This is a genomic window from Pseudoalteromonas sp. C2R02, from assembly GCF_018860845.1.
Classification (GTDB): Bacteria; Pseudomonadota; Gammaproteobacteria; order Enterobacterales; family Alteromonadaceae; genus Pseudoalteromonas.
This window is the reverse complement of the sequence record NZ_JAHKQC010000044.1, coordinates 100389-120478: the sequence shown is the minus strand read 5'-3', so window position 1 is coordinate 120478 and position 20090 is coordinate 100389. Positions and strand designations below refer to the sequence as shown.

At 32.9% G+C, this 20090-nt stretch carries 14 protein-coding genes; 8 read left to right on the top strand and 6 right to left on the bottom strand.

Annotated features, from left to right (window positions below):
- The first annotated feature begins 63 nt into the window (after positions 1-63).
- Positions 64-1211, top strand: a protein-coding gene (locus tag KO527_RS22030) for an IS3 family transposase (protein WP_216042393.1) whose coding sequence is annotated in 2 segments (ribosomal slippage) — positions 64-301 and positions 301-1211 — 1149 coding nt in all. Because the reading frame shifts where the segments join, the coding sequence is not laid out codon by codon here.
- A gap of 64 nt (positions 1212-1275) precedes the next feature.
- Positions 1276-1755, top strand: coding sequence for a hypothetical protein (locus KO527_RS22025; protein WP_216042392.1), 480 nt, complete (start codon positions 1276-1278; stop codon positions 1753-1755).
- Between the two features lie 210 nt (positions 1756-1965).
- Here the strand turns inward: KO527_RS22025 and KO527_RS22020 are convergent, their stop codons facing one another.
- From KO527_RS22020 to KO527_RS22000, 5 genes are all read right to left on the bottom strand, one after another.
- Positions 1966-2172 carry a hypothetical protein gene (locus tag KO527_RS22020; RefSeq protein WP_216042391.1) on the bottom strand — a complete coding sequence of 69 codons (207 nt, stop codon included), beginning with the start codon at positions 2170-2172 and terminating at the stop codon, positions 1966-1968.
- A gap of 395 nt (positions 2173-2567) precedes the next feature.
- On the bottom strand, positions 2568-3878 hold the full coding sequence (locus tag KO527_RS22015) for a PD-(D/E)XK nuclease family protein (RefSeq protein WP_216042390.1): 1311 nt from the start codon (positions 3876-3878) through the stop codon (positions 2568-2570).
- A gap of 355 nt (positions 3879-4233) precedes the next feature.
- Positions 4234-6450 (bottom strand): YraN family protein, encoded by a 2217-nt coding sequence (locus tag KO527_RS22010; RefSeq protein WP_216042389.1) that lies wholly within the window; start codon positions 6448-6450, stop codon positions 4234-4236.
- 232 nt (positions 6451-6682) lie between these two features.
- Positions 6683-6826 carry a hypothetical protein gene (locus KO527_RS22005; RefSeq protein WP_216042388.1) on the bottom strand — a complete coding sequence of 48 codons (144 nt, stop codon included), beginning with the start codon at positions 6824-6826 and terminating at the stop codon, positions 6683-6685.
- 284 nt (positions 6827-7110) lie between these two features.
- On the bottom strand, positions 7111-8706 hold the full coding sequence (locus KO527_RS22000) for a hypothetical protein (protein ID WP_216042387.1): 1596 nt from the start codon (positions 8704-8706) through the stop codon (positions 7111-7113).
- 794 nt (positions 8707-9500) lie between these two features.
- Between KO527_RS22000 and KO527_RS21995 the strand changes: the two genes are divergently transcribed.
- The 6 genes from KO527_RS21995 to KO527_RS21970 all read left to right on the top strand — a co-directional run bounded on the left by KO527_RS21995 (position 9501) and on the right by KO527_RS21970 (position 17526).
- Positions 9501-10253, top strand: coding sequence for a TetR/AcrR family transcriptional regulator (locus KO527_RS21995; protein WP_216042386.1), 753 nt, complete (start codon positions 9501-9503; stop codon positions 10251-10253).
- Between the two features lie 104 nt (positions 10254-10357).
- Positions 10358-12700: an MMPL family transporter gene (locus KO527_RS21990; RefSeq protein ID WP_216042385.1), complete on the top strand. Its 2343-nt coding sequence runs from the start codon at positions 10358-10360 to the stop codon at positions 12698-12700.
- Positions 12701-12725: 25 nt separating this feature from the next.
- Positions 12726-13523, top strand: coding sequence for an outer membrane lipoprotein-sorting protein (locus KO527_RS21985; RefSeq protein WP_216042384.1), 798 nt, complete (start codon positions 12726-12728; stop codon positions 13521-13523).
- A gap of 1 nt (position 13524) precedes the next feature.
- A complete protein-coding gene (locus KO527_RS21980) occupies positions 13525-14727 on the top strand; it encodes a hypothetical protein (protein ID WP_216042383.1) in 1203 nt (400 codons plus the stop codon).
- Positions 14728-15622: 895 nt separating this feature from the next.
- Positions 15623-16903 (top strand): hypothetical protein, encoded by a 1281-nt coding sequence (locus KO527_RS21975; protein ID WP_216042382.1) that lies wholly within the window; start codon positions 15623-15625, stop codon positions 16901-16903.
- 101 nt (positions 16904-17004) lie between these two features.
- Positions 17005-17526, top strand: a complete 522-nt coding sequence (locus KO527_RS21970; protein ID WP_216042381.1) for a GNAT family protein — start codon at positions 17005-17007, stop codon at positions 17524-17526.
- 49 nt (positions 17527-17575) lie between these two features.
- Here the strand turns inward: KO527_RS21970 and KO527_RS21965 are convergent, their stop codons facing one another.
- Positions 17576-20086, bottom strand: coding sequence for a GGDEF domain-containing phosphodiesterase (locus tag KO527_RS21965; RefSeq protein WP_216042380.1), 2511 nt, complete (start codon positions 20084-20086; stop codon positions 17576-17578).
- Positions 20087-20090: the final 4 nt, after the last annotated feature.

Genomic DNA, 20090 nt, shown 5'->3' with positions numbered 1-20090 from the left:
TGGACTTCCCAGACTTTGCTAGACACTTAAAAGAGTTACAATGTAACTAAAAAAGAGGTGTTTATGAGTAAAGGAAAACGTTATACCCAAGAATTTAAAGTTGAAGCTGTAAAGCAAATCACTGAGCGTGGTTATTCAGTTTCAGAAGTGTCAGAACGGTTAGGAATATGTACTAAAACCTTATATCACTGGCGGAGCCAGTTATCTCAAACACCTAAACCAAAACTATCTTCTGATGATCAATTAAAAATCGCAAAACTTGAATCTGAGTTGAAACGCGTAACAGAGGAGAGAGACATCCTAAAAAAGGCCGCAAGGTACTTTGCCAACAATCCAGAGTAAAATACTGTTTTATTAGAGATCATCGTAACGAGTTTTCAGTTATATCTATGTGTCGCGTTATGAAGTTAAACCGCAGTGGTTTTTATGCATGGTTAAATAAGCCACAAAGTGATAGAACAATTGAAGACAATCGTTTACTTAAGCTTATCAAGGAGTTTTATATTGCTAGTGGTGGCACTTATGGCAGTCCTTGGATCCACCAAGATTTACGTGAAGCTGGTGAAAAATGCAGTGTTAATCGTGTTGCCAAGATAATGCGACAGCATAATCTAAAAGCACAAATCGGTTATAAACGACGCTACATAAAAGGTGGTAAACCATCTCGAGTCGCCGATAATTTGTTAGCACGCCAATTTAATCCGTCTGCTCCTAATCAATCGTGGGTAAGTGATATTACCTACATTCGAACGAATGAAGGTTTTTTATATTTAGCAACAGTGATGGATTTATTTTCAAGACGGATTGTTGGGTGGTCAATGGATAAAAATATGGATAAGCAATTAGTTATAAAAGCTTTATTAATGGCTGTTTATCAACGCCAACCAAAATCAGAAGTTATGGTACATAGCGATCAAGGTAGCCAATACGGCAGTGCTGATTACCTAGCATTCATGAAAGAACATAACCTAGTTCCATCGATGAGCCGAAGAGGAAATTGTCATGATAATGCTGTTGCTGAAAGCTTTTTTGCAACGATCAAAAAACGCATAGTCAGAAAGAAGATATACACAACTCGTAATGATGCGAAAGCTGAGATATTTAATTTTATCGAAATGTTCTACAATCCTAAAAAGCGTCACTCACACACAGGCGGTATTTCACCAGCTAAGTTTGAGGAAGACTATTTTTCTGAATTAAAATCTGTCTAGTGAAATCTGGGAAGTCCAGTATGTTGAAAGACTCTTATCATGGACTGATACAAACAATTATACAGTGCTAGTATCACATGCGAATAGACATGGTAAAGGAAAGGTTCAACCAAACCAGGTAATTTCTATAAAAGAAGGTAAGTATTTTGGAACTCAAGTAAAAGGAATAATACATCCAAAATCAGTGTCATTGTCTATCAACTCTGGGTTAAAACAATCTTATATTTTTAAAAAGAATGAATGGGAAATCCTTGATATACAAATAAGAAATAATGGAGATAAAGTAGCTTATACACCAGATATCGAACTAGTGGCAGAAAACTCATCATCTACAAAATATATAAAAGCCATATTACCTGATCCTAGTTATGTAGTCCCATCGCTTGCCTATGAAATAAACCCAGATGAAACACAATCATATTTTATTCTCATAAAAGCAAACAGAACTGGCAGTGGATATGCGCCTGTATGGACAATAAGAGATAAATACTCTAAAGAAAAGTTATCAACAATAAGGTTTAACTATGTAAAAGTAATCAATTAGCTGATTATTTAAAGTAAAGGTTATTAAACCTTAACAAATTATTAATTTATATATGGGTAATTTCGGTAATGAAAAGCGTAAATAATCCTAAAGGGATAATTAAATGTTATTTCCTATTATAAAGTATCACGGAGGTATTTTATGCTTCCTCAATAATTCTGCATGCAGAACTCATATTAGTTTATGACTTCTAATTTTTATACAACAAAATCAAGGAGAACACTCGTTAGGCTCCGCTCTTTCACCTCTCACGCCTTCAGTTAAGGAGACATCATTATAAATAGTCAAATACTGCTTGTTATTGATATCTGATTCCTGGGCTAAAATTAAGTATTTAGCGATAGCAAGAAGCACAATAAAAAGAATCGCAAAAAGTAAGCAAGCTACGGTCGCATGAGATGATATTTTTTTATTCATGTTAATTTCAGTAAAAAAGTGTTTTAAATAGACTATCAAAAAAATATTAGCTATGGGGCCGCATTAAAAATACACTTCAGGGGATGTAACACATTGAAATTATTGGTTTTACTTATTAAGCCAACCTTTATTACTAGAAAGTGCTTATTATCAGAGGATTAATGTAGATATATGAAAAACCTTTTAAAGTCCGGTAATTTCTTCTAAACAGTTTCAGTTACTTTAGCTTCCATTCACTTCGCCCATAGAATTTAAATCAATTAAGTGGACTTCCCTGAATTTTCTAGACAGTTTGTAGCTCAGAAAAATAAGCTTCTTAAAACTATAATCACATTAAAAAAGCTTTCCATAAGTAATTAGATTCTAATTTGTCTAACTAAACTAGGAAAATCTATTTATCTCATTATATCTGGTAGAGAACCCGCTTTTTGTACAAAATCATCAATTGTATTTCTCAACTCTGTGCCATAGGAAATATCTAAACTAGTTATATTATCTGATAATATTTTTGTTTTTGTATACTTTCGACTAGGCTCAAACTCGTAAAATTCACAGAAACTTTCAGCTATTTTTTTACAGCTTTCATGAGTATCCTTATTTGAAACTACGGACAAAATATAAGATGAGTCACACTCATCTTCATTACGTTCAACTTCAAGATAATAGGGCCAGTATTCATCAGGATCAAACTCATGCTTTTTCAAACAAAGAGCAATCGTATCCTGACAGGTTACCGCTGAAACCGATGGGTGTACTCTTTCTATTTGCTCACTTAATAAATCAAACTCACTATAATCTTCAATAAGAGATATTGTTTCATGATTCGACTGAAGCAGGTTAAATAGCTTTAATTGCTCATCACTAAATTTTTTAGTCTTCTTCCTTGGTAGTATCTGTGAATAGTATATTGTTGGATCGATTTGAGATAGTAAGAACGACTTATCAGATAGCTTAATTTCATTTGTTCGTAATTCTGTAATTGTTTTAGAATATTGGTGTGCAACTCGCAATATCTTATTCTTTCTAGATTTAAAATATGCATCCTTAGAATCATCCCACTTACCAAGAACATGATCATATATATCCTGTAAAGTGTATTCAATCTGTGGTGGTAATGCGTTTTGTTTCAATAGACTTTTGATTGCTGATGTTAACCAACTATCATCAAGTAAAATATACTCTGGATGCATCTGATCACCATGATTTTTATTTTTGCTATCTAATAAGACAAAAAAGTGGTTCCAATCAGAGTAATGTCTTTTCGCCCATTTATAATATTCAATCAATTGATTAGAGTGAGCTTTTGTACCATCTTTCCTTTCGATTATAAACAATGTTCTAGAATTCGAGTCAGCTAAAAGAATATCAATCCTTCTTTTTTTATTTTTATTATCAACTTCGTTTATTGCGACTTCAGTCATAACTTGAATATTAGAATATGAGTTTAGTAATGCAGTAGATTTATCTGGCAGAGTTTGATTGGTTTTCGAGCTATATATGCCGCTAATTAATTTTTTTAAGAAATATTCCCCCTGCATATGACCTTCTTTAGGGTTAAGAAGCCAAGCTACTAATCGACACATGCAATCTTCTTTTGTATTTACACACTCTAATGCTGAAGAAAAAACATTTTGACGAGAAATATCTTGAAAATCAGGCTCCAGTATTAAATCGCTGGTTTGAGATAAGAGTCGTTTATAGTCCACAGATAATTCCATTTTATTTTAAATAACAATGAATTGTGATTAAGAGACAAAGCAATGTAAACCGATATTGATAAAACACCACAAATAACTGAAGAATTTATTAAATTAGATACTTATTAGTTAATACGAGTATTAATTTAACAGTCCCCCCCTTTAATATACCCAAAGCGTGAGTCAATTTAGGTGACTCAAAAATATTTAATTTCTTATTACTTGAATGAGCAGTTAATAGGGTAGGGAGATTTCTAATGAAAATCTTGTATATATGTACAAGCAAAGTTAATCGCTCAATAATAGCTGATGACCTTTTAGCGAACATAGTTAGGAGCCAACGTTAAAGTGCTTATAAGCACTATTATGAAAACGCTTCAGTTTCTTTAAAGTTTTTAGCCGTAGATTGATGCCAAACTTTTGATTGTTCGATTACATTTACAAAGTTTTGGCCGCTAAAACCTTTTTCATACAAAGTAAAAGGCTCTTCTGAAAATGATATTTCGCCGCCTCTTTGCATTGACTGCATTTCTGCATCTAAATCCTTCAAAAGATAAGCTTCATCGTTTAATGCAACTAACAACTCTTCTATTGAGATTTTAAGATAACCCGCGAAGTAATCATGATCATATTCAATCGATGTGTCGGCAATCCAACCTATAACTTGAGGGCTATCAGACTTGAGCTTTAGTTCTTGTAATAAGCTGCCACCATTTGCTAACTCATTTTTAATAGCTTCAACTTTTCGATGCACTTGTTTACCTGCTTTTCGAAGTGTTTGATTGCGGTGGTAAAGTGCCTCACCTGGAGTTGTCCGGTAATAAGTTGACTTAACTTCAATGACAATTACGACATTATCAATGGAACAGATCAAATCAATTTCACCCGCAACTGTATTAGGCGTATGATTTTTAACGACAGTAAAGCCTCTTTTAGTGAATTCATCACCTAATCTATTTTCGATTCGTGTTGTTTCACTTTTTAGAGATGGTCGTTGATTAGCAAATCGCCTTAAATTGTTTATGGCACTAACAGAGCCAATCTGACTTGCCATAACCCAAGGTAACTGAACTGCATAATCACCTATCTTGATTACTGGCCGCTCCGTCATTTCAGGGATACGATGAATTGTTTTGCTTTTCAATTTATTACTGAGGCTTTTTAAATCAAGTGTCCAAAAGTCTAAAATTGCTTTAACCGCACGAACATTTCCTTTAGGAAATTCAGCATTAACAGTCCAACCAACAATATTATTTACTTTAGCTTTCCATTTTGACCAGGTTATTGGCATGCGATTATCGCCTTTAGCCATGCCCTTTATAGCAGCAAGTCCAATTGCGTGTTGCCAATCATTTACTTCTGCATACTCAATATAAAAGGCTTCAATATATTCTTTAATATAAAAAGCACTCATTAACTCTTGCGATAAAAGAGCTTGAAATAAATCAACATACAACCCGCTATCACACTCCAGTGTATCTTCTAGCCCATATACATCTTTCAACTCCAAAAAACTAGCAAGCGCTTTTACATAAGCAATTTGATTAGCTTCATGGTTTTCAGCTGTGCCCATTTGTTGAGCGGCGATACCTGACTCAACAAAGTGGTTCATAGCCCTATTAAACCAATAGCCTTGAAGTTGTTTATTACGTAATCCATTTCGCTCCCATGTATCATCAGTTGCACAATCTGAATTTACCGACTCAAGTCTTGTACCTTTAACCTCATACTTAACAGAGTCTTTAAAACAAAAAGGATGTACACTTCGACTTAAAAACTCATCAAGTTCAACTTGAGCTTGCACTAAACACTCAAACTGATGAAGCATAAAATCTGGTAAAGAGGAGTCTTCATTTGATGGAAATACTAAAGGAGAATGATGTTTTTTTAATGATTGAAGAATTTTATTTTCATTTAAAGTAAAGTCAGACTCTTTACCATTTTCTAGCTTCCATTGAGTTAACTTTGTCATCGCTTTGAGTTGCGAATCTATACTAATTTCATCACCATCAAACGATATAGCTTTTGCAGGCAAAAACTTGAATGAGTACACTGCGGAATAAGCAAAGAATTCAAATAACGATAAATCTTTAAATATTGATAAATAACTATTTAATAACTCTATTCTTTGAACGTGCGAATTCTGAAATGCTTGGCAAATATTTATTAATTCACTCAACTCAGCACTGTATGACTGACTTAGCAGGTTAATCTCATCCCATTTAATATGGTTTGGTATTAAAACAATCTCAGAACGACGAATTGCTTTTCGAACAGATGCAGGCGACTCAATTAACACACGTTCGATAAAAGCGATATTAGAAGTGGTGGTTTGCTTAAAATATATTGCTAGCGCTAATATGAAAGCTTCTGACTCAAATACTTTATCATTGGCTAACTTTAAAAATTCAGCTTTCCAAAATTGAACATGATTGCTTATTTGATTTGGCTTCTTCTTCCCCTTATTAGGTTTACCTTCTAGATATGCTTCTATCGCACTGAGGAAAGCATTTTCTACTGAATTGTCAGTTCTAACTCTTGCATATAATCTATCAAAATAGTTACTTTCATTATCAAGCATTTATTAATCCGTTAATTAACTTTGATTACTATGAGTAATCTAAATGCTTTTACAAATAAAACCAATATAATTAAATATAAAGAAACACTTTATTTAAATTATTTTGAACTAGTAACTTATAAAGTGAACTCCAGAGTAAGAAGGGTTGCACACCATGTTGAAGGCCAATGTTTACAAACCTAAAAAAAGAACAAAGGCTACCGATTGTTGGCAGCCTTATCTCGATTTTTATTTAATATTCATTGCCATAATAGTCACCGCCATACTCATCATGATTCGGATTAAGTTGATTGGAGTAATTATCTAAACTATCCCAATATGATTCATTGTTGGGAGTCATACTATCACTACGGTCATCTTTTGATGTTCTGCTCATCTTTATTTACTTTTCTGCTGTTTAGACTGTTGAATCTGCTTACTACAATTACCATTCATTTGGCTATTTTGCTTGTTTGTACCAGGTGTTCCTTTATTACTGTTTGGTATATTATTTTATTTAAAATCAATGAGTAAAGTATGACTATCAAGTTTTATATTCACTAATAAATTTTCACCTAGCAATCCCTGTGATTTTATAAGCATTCATTTTTAGCTTTAATAACACGTAGTTCTGTGTTATTCGTATTCCCTTCTTGTCCGATAATATTTCACTAATTATTCCTAATTAATAATTGCAGGTTCTTGCTCACTTTTAGATTTTTTATCAGATTGAGTATCTGACATAATGATTTCATCATTAATATCTAATCCATCAGATACTCGTGCATCTTGTGCTTTTGATAGCGCATCTGATTTCTCACTTAATTTTTGTGCCATTTTTTGGAAACCTGGTATTTTTGCTAATCGTTCTATTGAGTCTGTTAACTGTGAGCTTCTATCTAGTGCTTCCATTAATGGATGATCACTCTTATCGTAGTTTGAAATGAGTTTGCCCGGATTTTCAGAGCTTATTTCAAGTATGTTAAATAGCAGTTTAGTCTTTAGCTCAGCAGATGTATTCTCATCTTCAATGCTATTAATTTGAGTTGATAGCCCCTCATATGTTTTACTCAGGACTTCTTTGTGGGTGTATTCTTCAATTAAACGCTTTGATAGATTCATTTTCTTATTATCTGAGAAAGCTAGCCATAATACAGGTAGATATAGTGGGAAAATACTTAAAAATAGTTGAGGAGCCTGTTTTAAAACTTCACTAAAAGCAGTCCCTTTAAAGAGCATAACCAAATTAAAAATTACTGGTATAAGAGATATACAAACTAATGCAGTTATGCATTTACTGAAATGTTTACTTAAGTTAGTGTAATTAAGCTCTTCTTCTTTTTTCTTCTCCTCATACGCATAACTCAGACCAGCTGTTAACGCATTAGGTAATAATGTATTAATTTTCAATTCAACAGCTTCAATATTTGCAGACTTATCTTCAATAAGTGCAGCTACTTCATCTTTTGTATCAGATATAAAGCTTGCTATTTCAGTCATTGAAGTTTCTTTGAACTGCTCAACTCCTTCTTTTAAAATATTTATTTTTTCTGCAAAAAGACTTGTTTGCTCTGTTCTGAACCCTTTTATTTCTTCTAAATGTGTTTCAAAATCAGATTTAATAGTCAAATAGGAACTGTTAAGTTCTTTTATTTTCCCTTCAACTTTTTGTTCATTTCCATCATCATCTTCGAATACATAACCAAAAAGCTCAAAATATACTTCATTGATCTCTTTTCTTTCTTGTTGGGCAGCCTTTAATTGGCTCTTAATTTTAGCTACATTACTTTCTGATTCATCACGATTTTCTTGTAAAGACTCTAATTGACCTTCCAATTCATCGTATCTTTCCGGTAGCTCTTTTAGAACCTCATATAACCCCTGGCTTTCTGTACTGAGCTTATGTATTCTCTGTAAGATTATTTGTGCATCTGATGCAGAATCACTTGCTATATCTCTATCTTTTTCAATCTCAGATTTGAAGTTATTAACTCTACTTTTAACTTCAGATTCAAAGTTAATAAGTTGCGTTTCTATTAATTTTATTTTTTCCTCTAAGCTCACTATATTTTCAAGAGAAGCTTCTGCTATATCTTTTGCTTTAAGAGATTTATTTTTATATTCAGTAACTTTCCTTGATGAAAAATTAGCTTCTTTTTGAGCATCTGTTGCTGTTTTTAAGATTTGAGCTTCTAAATCAGCCTTGCTTGAATTGATTAATCTCTCTATTTCAGCAAACTTATTCCAGATGTATTCATTTTCTTTATAAATGTCCATAAAACTAATTATTCCTTAATAATCTAAAGTTCCACTTTTTCATTGCTATGACTTGTTATATCTCTTAGAAAATTTAAAAATATGTTTTATATTCTCAATTATTACATCAACTAAATTTTTCAAATTTATTTATCAAACTTTCTAAAGTCAACTATTAGCCGTCTTTTATTAAAGATTTAGGCTGAAAATGCAAGCAACTAGACAACTACTTTTTATTACTTAAAAAACGCCATTTATACTTACACTTTAAACTACCATTTACCAATAAATTTATCTATATCAAACAATTGATTAGATTATAAATCCAGTTCAATAACTTTCCTGATAATTAAAAAATTAAAGTCAGTTATTTTGCGATTCTATTTATATAAACTTAATTGTTACGAAAATACCTAAGCGCTTCAAACCTATGCTCATTTCTATAGAACAATTTATTGAACCTCTATATTTGATCTAACTTCCAAAAACCCTAAAGAACAAGAACCTAATTTTGAAAGAACATTTGAAAATTTACATGTTTTTGTATTTAAAATAATCAAAAAGTTTACTCTTTTAACCATAAAAAAATCACTCATATTTTAAGCTTGCTCACAATTTCAATCAACAACGAACTCCTAGCTTATTGAATTTTAGGTTTTTATCTCAAAATCAGGTTCACTTTCAGAAAAATAACTTGCAACAGATTATGAAAACGAAAGAAAATTCACAAAGGAAATAAATTCATTTTGTCGTTGACTTAAATATTCAAGCGTTTATTATTGACGAAACGTCACTGACGGATCGTCACTTAAAGTATGACCCCAAGAATTTTAGATGAAAAGGCACTACAGGCCCGAGAGCAAGAAATTATAAATGCCGCAATTGGATTGATCCAAGAGCATGGTGTTGAGCACATCACTATGGATAAAGTGGTTTCTAAAGTCCCTTATTCAAAAGGTACTATTTATAAACATTTTGATGGTAAAGAAGATTTATTATTAGCGATCAGTAATCACGCTATTTCTATTCTTTCTGATTTATTTTGGCGCTCGTCACAGTTTGAAGGCTGTACACGAGAGCGCATGTTATTGCTCAATTTTTCTTATTTGATCTATGCAATTTTGCATCCTGCTTTATTTCAAACAGTTGTGTGTGCAAAAAGCCCTAATGTATTTGGTAAATCAAGTGAAAAAAGACTCCAAGAACAAGAACAACTGGAATTTAAGCTATTAGGTGCAATTCACGGCATAGTCGAAGGCGCTTTAAATGATAAAAGCTTAAATCTACCTGATCATATGGATATTCAGCAGCTGTGTTTTGCGAATTGGTCTATGGCCTACGGCACTATCATTTTACTTTCTGGTGAAGTAGAGCAGTGCAGTGGCAGAACAGCTTTAATAGTTGAAAGAGAGCTTTTTAATCAAAACAATTTACTGTTTGATGGTTTGCAATGGCAGCCATTAACAAAAGATAAAGATTATAGTGCTGAGCTTAAAAAAGCACTTGATAAAGTATTTCCAAAAGAACTTTTATTAATGCATGAGAAAGGCAGAGATTTAGCTTTTTAAGGAATTATTTTCATTAAATTCAAATAATTGTACGGTATTTGCACTAAGCTTTATACCGTATTTTTTTAAAAATAAAATGACGATTCGTCATAATCGAGGGAAACATGAGAGACAAGCTCTATGGTTTTGTAGGCAAACATCCTATATGGGTAATACTAGTGTGTATTACGTTTGCTTTTGTCGCAGCATCTGGCGCACAAAAACTGGTTTTTAAAAATGATTACAGGGTCTTTTTTAGTGAAGAAAACCCACAACTCACCGCTTTTGAATCTATGCAAAAGGTTTATAACAAAAGTGATAACGTTTCATTTGTTGTCGTACCAAAAGGTGGCGACGTTTTTACCACTGAGCATCTATCGGCTTTAAAGTCTTTGACCAAACAAAGCTGGCAAGTACCGTATTCAACACGTGTTGATTCTGTTACCAACTTTCAATATACCTACGCCGAAGAAGACGACATGATAGTCGAAGATTTGGTGATGAGTCCAAGTAAATTAAAACAAAATGATTTAGATAAAATTAAACAAATCGCAATTAAAGAGCCTTTACTTGTTAATAAAATCATATCTCAATCGGGTCATGTTTCGGTTGTAAATGTCACTGTTCAGCTACCAGGAATTGATCCTATTGTTGAAGTGCCAGAAGTTGCCACCTTTGTACGCGACATTAAAGATAAGTTTTTAGCTGAAAATCCAGAAACTGAAGTATATTTATCAGGCATGGTGATGATGAATACCTCATTTGGCGAAGCTTCAATGGATGACGGTCAAACACTTATTCCTTTAATGTTCTTGGTTGTCGTGATCACAATTGGTTTATTACTGAGAACAATTTCAGGTACCTTTACCACTGTACTAGTCATCATAATGAGCATAGCAACCACTATGGGAATCGCAGGCTGGACAGGGTTTTATTTAACGGGTCCATCTTCATCTGCGCCAACAATGATTTTGACTTTAGCCGTAGCTGACTGTATTCATATTTTAACTTCAATGTTTTATGAAATGCGCCATGGGGCTGATAAACGCACTGCAATCGCTCGTAGTATTAAAGTGAATATTCAACCTATATTTTTAACAAGTATTACCACCGCAATTGGCTTTTTAAGCATGAACTTCTCTGACTCTCCACCATTTAGAGATTTAGGAAATTTAGTGGCAATAGGGGTTATGTTAGCATTTGTTTTCTCTGTCACTATTTTCCCTGCCTTATTAACTGTACTACCAGTAAAAGTGAAAGTACAAAAACAAGGCACACAAGATAGCATGGCAAAATTGGCTGACTTTGTTATTGCTAAACGTAAATTACTATTACCTGTAACAAGTGTCCTAATTATTGCTGCCGCTTTGTTCATTCCTAAAAATGAACTTAATGATGACTTTGTAAAATACTTTGATGATCGCGTACCATATCGTGTTGCAACTGACTTTATGCAGGATAATCTATCGGGCATGATGGCTGTTGAAATCTCTGTTAAAACAGGTATTCCAAGTGGCATTAATGATCCACAGTATCTACAAACCGTATCAGATTTTAGTGACTGGTTACGCCAGCGCCCTGAAACAGATCATGTAAATACCATTACAGACACACTAAAACGTTTAAATAAAAACATGCATGGTGATGATCCTAACTGGTATAAATTACCTGACTCTCAAGAAATGTCAGCACAGTATTTATTACTATATGAAATGTCATTACCTTATGGTTTAGATCTTAATAATCAGTTAGATGTAGATAAATCATCGTCAAGAATTGTAGCTACGTTTAAAAACATGACTAGCAGTGAATTAATTTCAGTAGAAACAGATATGAATGCGTGGTTTAAACAACATGCACCACAATATGAAGTTGATTTAGCAAGCCCAAGTTTAATGTTTGCTCATATTGGTCAACGTAACATTATTAGCATGTTAATTGGTACAACTTTAGCGCTGATCCTTATTTCAATTTTATTAGGCTTTGCACTTAAAAGTTGGAAATATGGCGCTGTAAGCCTTTTACCTAATCTAGTACCTGCTGCTATCGCATTTGGTGTTTGGGGCTTATACGAAGGTCAAGTTGGCTTAGGTTTATCGGTTGTTATGGGCATGACGCTAGGTATTGTAGTTGACGATACAGTTCACTTTTTAAGTAAATATCTACATGCTAAAAATGAAAATAATGCCAATACAAAACAAGCTGTTCATTATGCCTTTGGCAATGTCGGCCGTGCGCTTTGGATCACCACATTTGTATTAGTAGCTGGCTTTACAGTATTGGCACAATCGTCATTTAAAATGAATGCTGATATGGGTTTCTTAACTGCTATGACCATATTTATCGCACTTGTTGTTGATTTTTTCTTCTTACCACCGCTACTAATGGCAATAGATAAAAAATTAAGTAAAAAAACACAACAGCAAGCTGATGATAAAAACGCACAAGATATGGTTTCAGCTGGTTAATCAAATTTAAGAATTGGAGAGAAAAATGTTTAAGAAAAAATTAGTACTAGGCACTTTATCAGCCATTGCATTGGCCTTAGTTTCAAATATATCTATTGCAATGACACCTGAACAACAGGGACTTGAGATATCAAAAGAAGCCAAACAAAGAGATTTAGGTTGGGTTGATAGTACAGCCGATATGTTAATGCTATTACGCAATAAGCAAGGCCAACAAAGCATTCGTGAAATCAAAATAAAATCACTAGAAATAGATGATGATGGCGATAAAAGCTTAACTATTTTCAATAAGCCAAGAGATGTAAAAGGCACTGCTTTTTTAAGCTTTTCACATCCAGTAGAAGCAGATGATCAATGGTTATATTTGCCTGCACTTAAGCGTGTAAAGCGCATTGCATCACGTAATAAATCAGGCCCATTTATGGGTTCTGAGTTTGCGTTCGAAGATTTAAGCTCATTTGAAATCGAAAAGTACAGCTACAAATATTTAGGTGATGAAACCATAAATGGCCTAGATAATTTTAAAGTAGAGCAATATCCGAATGATGAAAATTCAGGTTATACCAAACGCATTGTATGGCTTGATAAAAACGAATATCGCATACAAAAAATTGAGTTTTATGATAGAAAAGATGCTTTATTAAAAACCCTAACTTATGTTGATTACAAACAATACCTAGGTAAACATTGGCGTGCAGATACACAACAAATGTTAAATCATCAAAATGGTAAAAGCACAGAGTTAAAATGGTCAAACTATGCATTTAAAACAGGCTTAAAAGACGGCGACTTTAACCGTAATTCATTAAAACGAGTAAGATAATATGCCAATAAAGAATTTAGCAGCACTTACTTTGCTGCTATCTTTTAACGCTACTTCATCGGATTTTGAAGTATCAGGTAAAGTAGCAGTTGAAGAAAGATATTTTTTTGAAACGAATCAATATGACAATCAATTTCCACATTCTCAAACTTCCATTTTAGTTGAACCTGAATTTTATTGGGGCTGGAATAACGGCGATGATACTGTCACTTTTAAGCCATTTTTACGTTTAGATGATCAAGATAGTGAACGTAGTCATGGTGATATTAGAGAGCTTTCATACATACATGCCAGTGATGATTGGGAGCTCAGAAGTGGTATTCGCAAAGAGTATTGGGGTGTCACTGAGTTTCAGCATTTAGTTGACGTTATAAACCAAACTGATGGCGTAGAAGATATTGATGGTGAAGATAAGCTAGGCCAATTAATGGTCAATTTATCTTTAGTTAAAGATTGGGGCATAGTTGATCTGTATTTGTTACCAGGATTCAGAGAGCGTACCTTTGCAGGAGAAGAAGGGCGTTTAAGAGCGCCAATGGTCGTTGATAAAAACAATGTATCCTACGAATCAAGTGCACAAGAAAAACACTTAGATTTAGCTGTACGTTGGAGCCATTCTTTAGGTGACTTTGATATCGGCACCCATTGGTTTCATGGTACCAACCGAGAGCCCATTTTAACACCGGAGCAAGATGGCGATAAACTGGTTTTAAGACAATATTATAATCAAATGGATCAATTTGGCTTAGATGTTCAAGCTACAATTGATGATTGGTTATATAAGTTTGAATCAATCTACCGAAATACCAAAAATGGTAACTTTTGGGCTACGCAAGCTGGGTTTGAATATAGCTTTATTGGTGTATTTGATTCAAATGCTGATTTAGGTTTATTAACCGAATATAGTTGGAATTCTCGTGGTGAGGGAAGCTTACAAGAGCCTGGTGCAAGTTTTCAAAATGACTTGTTTTTTGGTAGCCGTATTGCATTTAACGATATGCAAAGCAGCGAAGTATTAATGGGCTTTAGTACTGATTTAGATCACAGTGCAACCAGCTTTATATTAGAGGCTAATCGTAGGTTAGGCGAAAACTTCAAGGCTGTAATTGATATGAGGGTGTTTAATAGCTCAGACCCAATAGAACAAACCTATGCCATTAAAAATGATGATCATTTACAGTTATCAATTGAGTGGTATTTTTAAGCAAAACTTAAGCTACTTTAAAATTTATATTGTAAAGTAGCGTTAAAATACGGTTTGCTACTTTATTTACTTTTCTTAACTGTTCTCCCACATTTTACGCAAATACATTTCATTCTGCTGGTTTTAAAATCTCGGATCCAATCATTGTTTGGTATGTGTTTACCAAAAAAGCATTTAAAATTCATTTCTATCCACAAAAGTAAAACTCATTCTTTAGTCCTACATTATAAAGTATTAGAAAAGTAATGAAATAGCCTCTTTTTTAAATAACCGTTCTTAACTTTTCATGTATTAAATACGGGTTTTATATATAACTGAAATATCTTAACTTTTACTGTTTCATTAAAATAAACTAAATAAAAAAGGTATAACTTACATGATTTAATTATAAACTGAATACTACATTGCTTAAATTCCTGATATAATTTCCGATTATAATCAAGGCTATTCCATCGAATTTACGCCTAAACAATCAAACTTTAACCTTTTGATTATGAAAGTTTAAATTAACACCTTACCCTTTTCAGGAACATAGGTTGATAAAAACACATCTAAAAGTAAACGAAATAATCACTATATAAAAATATACACCTGAAGCATTTATTTTATTAAAAACACCTGTTCGAACAACCAGTAATAAATTTATAAATTAAAAGGAAATACTTAGATTATTTTTTCTTTTTACATATTCCCTCCTTATTTTCATGTGACAATAATTTAGGCATCTTCAAGTATTGAAATCGCTATTAATTTAATAAATAAATGAACATCTTCCGTTGTTTAAAAACGGATTTAACATCATTGATGGTCGAATAAATAAAGCGCTCTTTATTATGAAAATTGTTAGTAACAACAGCTCAATTTAAGAGCATAAACCGAATTTAGGATCTGTATCATGTTAGAACTGATGGAATATAGTCTTTGGCTGCAAAGAACAAAATCAGGCATTAATAAACCAAGAAGTAGTGAGCTTAAAAATATTGATAATAAGTTAAAACACTATCATTTACATGGCAAAACACAGAATCTTAGGCTAGAAGTATCAACAGCAATAGCAGTGTGGCAAGAAAAGAAAGGTCATACTTGGAAAAATAGCATACGAAATACTAATGGTGCTGTTGTTGATTTAATAAAACAAATAAATAATGAATTTGAACTGACTGAGTTAGATCAAACTGCAATACGTTATTTGGAAGATCATCGTCGCCAGTATATTGTTCATTTATTTCAAGGCCGTGAGATAAAACTTTCGAGTAAACTTTATACAGTATATGAAACATCAACAGCTGTTTATCAAGGTGCGAGTGTTGGTAATCAAGCATATAGTCAGGCAAAAAATCTCGTTAATCTTATTTTAGGAAATGCAGCAACAGATCCTGGCATGATGGCCCTAATAAAAGATATTTTAGGAAAAAGTTTATCTGATTTTATCGCTCAAATTACGCCTGGGGTTGGTTTAGCATACTCGACCTCAATGACAACCTATAATAGTTACCTTGCTTTATCTGCAGCAAAATCAGCTCATAGCATCAGAAATTCAAAACAAGGGCTATTACCAGGCGATCCAACAGCTGCTTTTCTGGCTGTAAAGACCTTAATAGAAAGGGAAAGAAATGCCTGTGCAGCAAATGCTGGTACTCATGCGATTGAAACAACCGCTAAAGCTGCAGGTATCTTTCTTGATGCTGGAGCAGCTACCGGTACAGCGGCTTCAATTATTGGCATGACTTCACGTTTACTTATAACTTTGCACTTACTGAAAAAAGACTGGGATGAAATGAAAGCGGTAAAAGGTTTATTCCAAAAGCCATGGGAAATTGATAATACTATATTTGCGAAAAGCCCACTTTTAGGCTGCTATTTTTTACTGAGTGCAGATACTTGGGTGATCGTAAACCTTATTTGTAGTGATTTTGGTAAACCTGGTTATAAATATAAAGTCGAGCAAGCAGTAAAGAATCACCTAAACCCACTGATGTTAGTTGCAGGCCAGTGCATCGTTAATCATAGAATGACCTTAACGGGTCCAGTGCCTAAATTAACAGTTGAACGTGAAGATGATTTAACTCAAATAGCTATCAGAGACTCTAAACTTGCCGATCAAATAAGCAGTAGTTTGTATAATAAGTTATATAACAAACTGTTTAGCACCCAATTGAAAGGGTACTTTAAATAACTTCGTATAGTAAAACTTTAGACAGTTGAATTAATATGTTATTTTTGAGCAGCAATCTGGATTTTAGATCTCAGAAATCATAATTAAAAAGAGAATACTTGGTGGAACTACTCGGTAAAAGAATTAAATTACTACCCTTTAATAATTCTGATTTAGATTTATTTATTAAACTGTCTATGGACGAAAATATCATGAAACACGTTTTTGATATAAGTACCTTAGAAGAAGCTAAAACAGCGTTTTATATCAAAGCCAAACCTTGGAATAAGACTAGTGATACTTGGCTAACTTTAAGCATCAATCAAATAGATAATAATGAAAAGCTAGGTAATATTGGAATTAAAATAATAGACCATCACAATAAAATAGCTGAAGTCGGTTTTATGCTAAAACACAGTGCGCAAGGGCAGGGTTTTGCTGCTGAGGCATTAACACTTATTAAAGGCTATGCTTTTAATACGCTTAAACTTAACAAGCTTACAGCAACATGTTCAGTTCATAATCTAGGTTCATATAAGTTACTTGAAAAGTTAGGCTTTAACCGAGAGCAAACTTTATTACAAAATACAATAATCAACGGGCAAGCTATTAATGATTATGTATATGGTTTAAATAATAAATAAGCGATATGAACAGCTCCGTGTAGGAGCTGTTCATTTCAAATTGAGATAATTAAACACCATTCTGACTGGATATATATTGCTCACACTCCTTTATAGGTAATGCAGGATTAAATAAATAACCTTGTAATAAATTACTACCTAGCTTGGTTAAAAGATCAGCTTGAGCTTGTGTTTCCACACCTTCAGCGATTACCTGGATATCCAATTGATTGGCTAAAGTTATGAGGCTTGCAACAACTGCTCGATGGTTTTTTTCAGTTTCTATGGACTGCACAAAACTTTTATCTATTTTTAAATAATCAGCTTTACAGTCTATTAAGTTACTCAGTGAAGAATAACCAGTACAAAAATCATCAAGTGCGATTTTAAACCCTAAATCATGCAAACTGTCTAAAGTTTCATTGGCATTCAAGTTACTACTTAACGCAACAGATTCAGTTACTTCTATCGTGATATCAGAGGCACTTAAGTTAAACTTATTCAGTAATTGTAAAAACTCGAGTTTTTGATCAACATCATGTCTAAACTCATTTAAAGAACGGTTAATAGATACTGAAATATCATGACCAAGGGATTTTAAATGTTGTAAATCGCGGCAAGCTTGCTGTGCCACAAAAAGACCTAATTTGTGAATTAAACCAAACTCTTCTGCAATAGGAATAAATTCAACAGGAGAAACAAAACCGAGCTTAGGATGAAACCAACGAACAAGGGCTTCTAGCTTAATAACTTTTTTAGAATTACTTGCTAAAATAGGCTGATAATACACCTTTAAACCACTGTTTTTTATCGCTTCTTTTAAATCATTTCGTAAATTAATTTTTCTTAAATAATTTTGATGAATTTCTTTATCATGAACAGCAATGCCTGTGCGTTGTTTACGTTTTAGACTACTCATTGCATGGTTAGAATTACGTAAAAGTTCAAAACTATTAGTGCCAGATTCAGGATATTGTGCGATACCCATTCTTAATATTATTTCAATTATGATATCGTTAAAAATATAGGGTGAAACCAGTAAATCATGAATTTCTTGCGCTTTTTCTTCTATGGCGATGCATGATAAGTCATTAATTAAAACAGTAAATTGATCTCCACTATGGCGACATACCACATCATTATTATCAACAACTTGGTTTAGCCTTTGTGCTACTTCACACAATAATAAATCCGCAACTTCATGGCCGTATAAATCATTAATTTCTTTAAAACGATTTATATCTAAATACAATACAGCAAAAGGGTTGCCTTGTTCTGACTGTGTTTTCTCTAATAAAACTTGAGAGAAAGAGCGCCTATTTATGAGTCCTGTTAACGTGTCATTATTAGCAAAAAAAGTTAATCGTTTTTCAGTGAGTTTCCATTGTGTGATATCCCTAAAAATAGCGACATAATGAGAAATATCCTGATTATCATCATGTACAACGTTAATCATTATTTCTTCAAGGAAAGTTTCGCCATTTTTACGTTTATTGTAAATTTCGCCTTTCCAATATCCTTTTATCTCTAAGTGAGACCATAGGTCATCATAGTATTTTTGATCGTGTTTCCCTGCAGAAAATACTGATGGTGTTAGTCCTAATAATTCTTTTTGTCTATAACCTGTTAGACTTTCAAGAGCCGGGTTTACTTTTATAATGCAGTTGTTTTTATCTGTGATCATTATCGCTTCAGTTGTATTATTAAATACAACTTCGCTTAGCTCTTGTTCTTTATGAATTATTTTTTCTTCACTAATATCTCTAAGCGTGGCGAAAAATATATCACCATGTTTATCTTGCCCACTTTTAAGTTGCCCATTAAGTTGAATATATTGCAGTTGACCATTAACTTTTCTAGATAAAACTAAATCTAAATGCGTGATTTTTTTTTGCTTAATTTTATTAAGTTTAGATTCAAGCTGAATATTTTCTTGAAAATTTAATACACTCATTACCTGAGCTAAATTTAAGTTTTCAACTTGAGCACAAGAAAATATACGGTATAACTGCTCACTAAATTCAAATTTATCTGTATCTAACTCCCACTGCAATGTACCTATATTGCTTATAGACTCTCCAATATTCAATCTACTTAACAAGTGCTGTTGCTGCTCAAATTTTAATTGGTAATTAAATTCAGTTGCTATGATATTACTGAGTTCTTTAAACCAATTTTTATCTTCATCATTAAGATTTGGATTATTTTCAAATAAACAGACTAATATGCCAACAGGCGTATTTGTTGGTGAGCATAAAGTAGCAGCTAAATAACCATCAACATTCCATTGCACTAATACTTCATCTTCTGGAAATTGTTTTTGCAAGTCTATTTCTAAAAAACATATTTTGTTAGAAGCGCGATCAATATCACATGGGGTGTTTTCAAGCGGATAAGAGAAATTATCTGATACTTCTCCATCCTTTAAATGATATAAGCTATGGCTAGTATTATTTTCATTATCAAATGAAGCTATAAAACAATGCTTAGGTGCTATACGTTGATATATACTTTCTAAAGCACAAATATAACGCTCATAACCTGATTGTTTTTTATATAAATGGCTAAAATAAGAAGTCATATTG